Origin of the sequence: Cohaesibacter intestini, from assembly GCF_003324485.1 — a bacterium.
In the GTDB taxonomy this organism is placed as follows: domain Bacteria; phylum Pseudomonadota; class Alphaproteobacteria; order Rhizobiales; family Cohaesibacteraceae; genus Cohaesibacter; species Cohaesibacter intestini.
This window is the reverse complement of the sequence record NZ_QODK01000021.1, coordinates 1-4,044: the sequence shown is the minus strand read 5'-3', so window position 1 is coordinate 4,044 and position 4,044 is coordinate 1. Positions and strand designations below refer to the sequence as shown.

4 protein-coding genes and 1 pseudogene are annotated in these 4,044 nt (G+C 50.9%); 2 read left to right on the top strand and 3 right to left on the bottom strand.

Annotation, left to right across the window (positions count from 1 at the left end; all coding sequences use genetic code 11):
* Positions 1-162: 162 nt before the first annotated feature.
* Both DSD30_RS21395 and DSD30_RS21390 read left to right on the top strand, forming a co-directional pair.
* Entirely contained in the window at positions 163-759 is a 597-nt protein-coding gene (locus DSD30_RS21395) for a hypothetical protein (protein ID WP_114011789.1), read from the top strand.
* 139 nt (positions 760-898) lie between these two features.
* A pseudogene (locus DSD30_RS21390) lies at positions 899-1,126 on the top strand (helix-turn-helix domain-containing protein); the annotation flags it as partial.
* Positions 1,127-1,199: 73 nt separating this feature from the next.
* Here DSD30_RS21390 and DSD30_RS21385 read toward each other — a convergent pair.
* The 3 genes from DSD30_RS21385 to DSD30_RS21375 form a co-directional block, all read right to left on the bottom strand.
* Positions 1,200-2,201: an IS110 family RNA-guided transposase gene (locus DSD30_RS21385; RefSeq protein WP_114011788.1), complete on the bottom strand. Its 1,002-nt coding sequence runs from the start codon at positions 2,199-2,201 to the stop codon at positions 1,200-1,202.
* 389 nt (positions 2,202-2,590) lie between these two features.
* Complete coding sequence (locus tag DSD30_RS21380; protein WP_114011787.1) at positions 2,591-3,649, bottom strand: IS110 family RNA-guided transposase; 1,059 nt, start codon at positions 3,647-3,649, stop codon at positions 2,591-2,593.
* A gap of 186 nt (positions 3,650-3,835) precedes the next feature.
* The coding region (locus DSD30_RS21375; RefSeq protein ID WP_157967818.1) for a thioredoxin family protein at positions 3,836-4,044 on the bottom strand (209 nt) is incomplete at its 5' end.

The following is a 4,044-nucleotide window of genomic DNA, read 5'->3' as shown; positions in this document are numbered from 1 at the left end:
TTCGGCAAAGCAATGGGCAATCGGCGTGAATAGAGGCTGGAAATGGTGTGAAATGACCCCATAAAACCGCTTCAAAAGCCAAATTCGGGCTCAAGGGAATGGAAGGGCATCAATTCTCAGAGGGCTCTTTAGAGGTATTGCACAACTAGGAGAACAAAAGTAATGACCACAGAAGCCGATGACAAAATTCAATTGGTCGACACTTGGCCAGTAGAAACTCCTGATGATGAAATGGGAGTTTCAGGGCACTTGCAATGGGCTTGGAGTTATCAGTTTGCTGCCAGAGTTTTGCTTAAACATCAAAATGGCCGCAATCAGAGTTTCTACATGGGCCCGTTGTTACAGAGTTGTGGTATGGCGGCAGAACTTACTTTGAAAGCAATGCTGCGTGGTGTTGGAAAAAGCTCCAAGGAACTTAAGAAATTTGGTCACAATACATATGATGCATACCAAGCTGCAAAGGGCCAGTTTCATGAAGGAAGATTCGTAAAACTATTGATAGCACTAACCCAGCACCGACAGCTTCCTGAGGAAATCCAATCAAGAGCAACTGGGAGTGAAATAATCAGTCTAGATAACCAATGGAGAGCATATTTCCCACACCTCGACCTTTTGGACAAGACTTATGACAGACCATTCAGAACTCGTTATGTACAAGGCGGCGCGGTTGTTGTTCCTGACGCTGAGATGGTATTGATCGGCAACGAAGTTTTATTGAGTGCAATGGATGCAAGAATTATGAGGTGCTCCGAGCATTAATGTGTAGAAGTCTCGACTTGATCTGACACCACCCTCTTTCAGCCGAAGCCAAAAGAGGGCGGGACATCTCTTGATAGAGATAGTGGTTATCCGTTTTGATGGTGGTGCAAACCCAACCTCAAAACGAAAGATGACCACCATGTTGCATTCTACTGACAAGATCATCAAACACAAAGCCGGCCTTTTGAACTTGGCTGAAGAGCTTGGCAATGTCTCGAAAGCCTGTCAGGTGATGGGCTATTCCCGGGATACTTTCTATCGCTACAAAAGCGCCGTCGACGAGGGCGGCGTTGAAGCCCTTTTGGAGAAGACGCGCCGCAAACCGAACAGAGCCAATCGGGTGGATATGGTCACCGAAGAGGCCGTCAGATTCTGGGGGCGTAATGTTTCCGTTCCATGCAATCTGTCTATCGCGAACTCCTTTGAGGTCGAGAGTGTTTTCAGATACCCACCACGACCGCATTTCTTGGCGCATCAAACGGCGTTTTGTGTTTGAGGATACTCCAGGCCATCCGGGCCAATTTGTTGGCCAATGCCACAGCCAACTTATTGCGATGCATCCGTTCTGATGCTCGTGTTAGCCATTCCCCAAAGCTGAAGTCTCGCCATCGATTGGTCCTCATCAGGATGACCTTTGCTGCCTGAACGAAGAGCATGCGTAAATATCGGCTGCCTCGCTTGGATATTCGGCCAAGGATCGTTCTCCCTCCTGTACTGTATTGCCTTGGAACCAGACCAACCCATGCGGCAAAATCACGACCGCGCTCAAAGGCCTCTCCTGTTCCGATCGCAGCGACCATCGCCGTCGAGATCATAGGGCCGATGCCAGGGATCGTCATCACATTGACGCAGTTTTCTTCCCTCTGGCTGATGTCTTTTATCTCGCCGGAAACGGTTTCAATTCTGTCGTCAAGCCAGAGCCAGTCACCATAAAGACCGAACAGGATTTTGCGCATTCGGGGAGAAATCTCATCCTTGCGCTGCTCGAGAATGGTTTCGAAGGAATTCTTCAAAGCCCGCAGCCCCTTACGAACGGTAATCCCTTGCTCAATCAGGAAGGCGCGGATCTGGTTTATCGTTGCTGTTCGGCGGGACACCAAGCGGGACCTGACGCGATGGAGCGCTTGCAGGTCGAGCTGATCCTGGCTTTTCTCTGGCACTGTCGGCAAGTTCGGACGCAAGGCGGCCTCTGCTATGGCCTCGGCGTCGTTATAATCATTCTTCTGCCCCTTGATGAACGGCTTCACATAAATGGCAGGAATGATCCGAGGCTTGAACCCGAGCTTGCGCAAGGATCGACTGACAAAGTGGGCGCTCAGGCAAGCTTCCATGCCGACAACGCATCTTGGAAGCGTTTCGAAGGTCTGCGACAAAGCCAGTCGTTTTATCTTCTTGCGCAGAACAAGTTGGCCGTCAAAATCAAAACCAACCAGATGAAACAGTCAAACTATAACCTGCTGAGTTGGGGGAAGCAGCCGGTACATCCCATTACCTGGCGTTCGGCGGCGGCATGTACTGCAAGGCGACTTCCCCATTGCTGCCGTTCGAGCGAAGCGCAGCATTTTCAGTAACCTATTTGAGAGTGGCGGCCCCAATGTATGTACCGGCTGCTGTTCGCAAGAGATTTCTTTGCATGTCGCTGGAAGTCGCTCATATGTATCCGGCCTATTGATCGACACGCGGGTCGTGGCCTTGTTGGGGTTACGCTCGCACCGTGATCTCATTACCGGCAAGGTCCATATTGACCGAAAGGGCCGTCAGATTCTGGGGGCGTATTTTTCCGTTCCATGCAGTCAGTCTATCGCGAACTCCTTTGAGGCCGAAAATGGTTTCAGATTCCAATCTCGACCGCATTTCTTGGCGCATCAAACGTCGTTTTGTGTTTGAGGATACTCCAGGCCATCCGGGCCAGCTTATTGGCCAAAGCGACAGCCAACTTGTTGCGATGCATTCGTTCTGATGCTCGTGTTAGCCACTCACCAAAACTGAAGTCTGGCCATCGATTGGTTCTCATCAGGATGACCTTGGCTGCCTGAACGAAGAGCATGCGTAAATATCGGCTGCCCCTCTTGGATATTCGACCGAGGATCGTTCGACCTCCGGTGCTGTATTGCCTTGGAACCAGACCAACCCATGCAGCAAAATCACGGCCTCGATCAAAAGCCTCTCCAGTCCCTATCGCAGCAACCATCGCCGTCGAGATCATCGGGCCGATCCCGGGAATCGTCATCACGTTGACGCAATTCTCTTCCCTCTGACTGATCTCTTCTATCTCTTTGGAGACAGCCTCGATCCTGTCATCGAGCCAGAGCCAGTCTCCATAAAGACCGAACAGAATTTTGCGCATTCGGGGAGAGACCTCATCTTTGCGCTGTTCGAGAATGGTTTCGAAGGAATTCTTCAAAGCCCGCAGCCCCTTACGCACCGTGATGCCTTGTTCAATCAGAAAGGCGCGGATCTGGTTTATCGTTGCAGTCCGGCGGGACACCAGGCGGGACCTGACACGATGGAGTGCTTGCAGGTCGAGCTGGTCCTGGCTTTTCTCTGGCACTGTCGGCAAGTTCGGCCGCAAGGCTGCCTCCGCAATGGCCTCAGCATCATTGTAGTCATTCTTCTGGCCCTTGATGAAGGGCTTCACATAAATGGCAGGGATGATCCGAGGTTTGAACCCGAGTTTGCGCAAGGATCGACTGACAAAGTGAGCGCTGAGGCACGCTTCCATGCCAACGACGCATCTTGGCAGAGTTTCGAAGGTCTGCAGCAAGGCCAGTCGTTTGATCTTCTTACGCAGAACAAGCTGGCCGTCAAAATCAAAGCCAACAAGATGGAATGTGTCCTTGCCGATATCGATGCCAATCGACATCAATGCATCAATTGCTTTCTTCGTCATGCCACTTCTCCTAATCTGCAGTTGAAACAGTCAAACTATAACCTGCTGAGTTGGGGGAAGCAGCCGGTACATCCCATTACCTGTCATTCGCCCCATTGGAAGCCAATGTATGGTTAGGGTCAAAAGCTGAAGCAAGTGGTGCTATCACGATGCAACATCACCTATTGCCTTATTGATTTGCAACATTCAGCCTTTTAGCCAACCTTCGAGTTTGCTCTCATCGGGCAGACCACCAGAATGAACCAGCTTGCCATCGACCGAAATGCCAGGTGTCGACATCACACCAGCCATGGCAATTTCTTTCGGATCGGTGACTTTTTCAATAGTGGCTTCAAGGCCGAGCTTTTCTGCTGCATCACGCATCATCTGAGCGGTTGTTTCGCACCGTTTGCAGC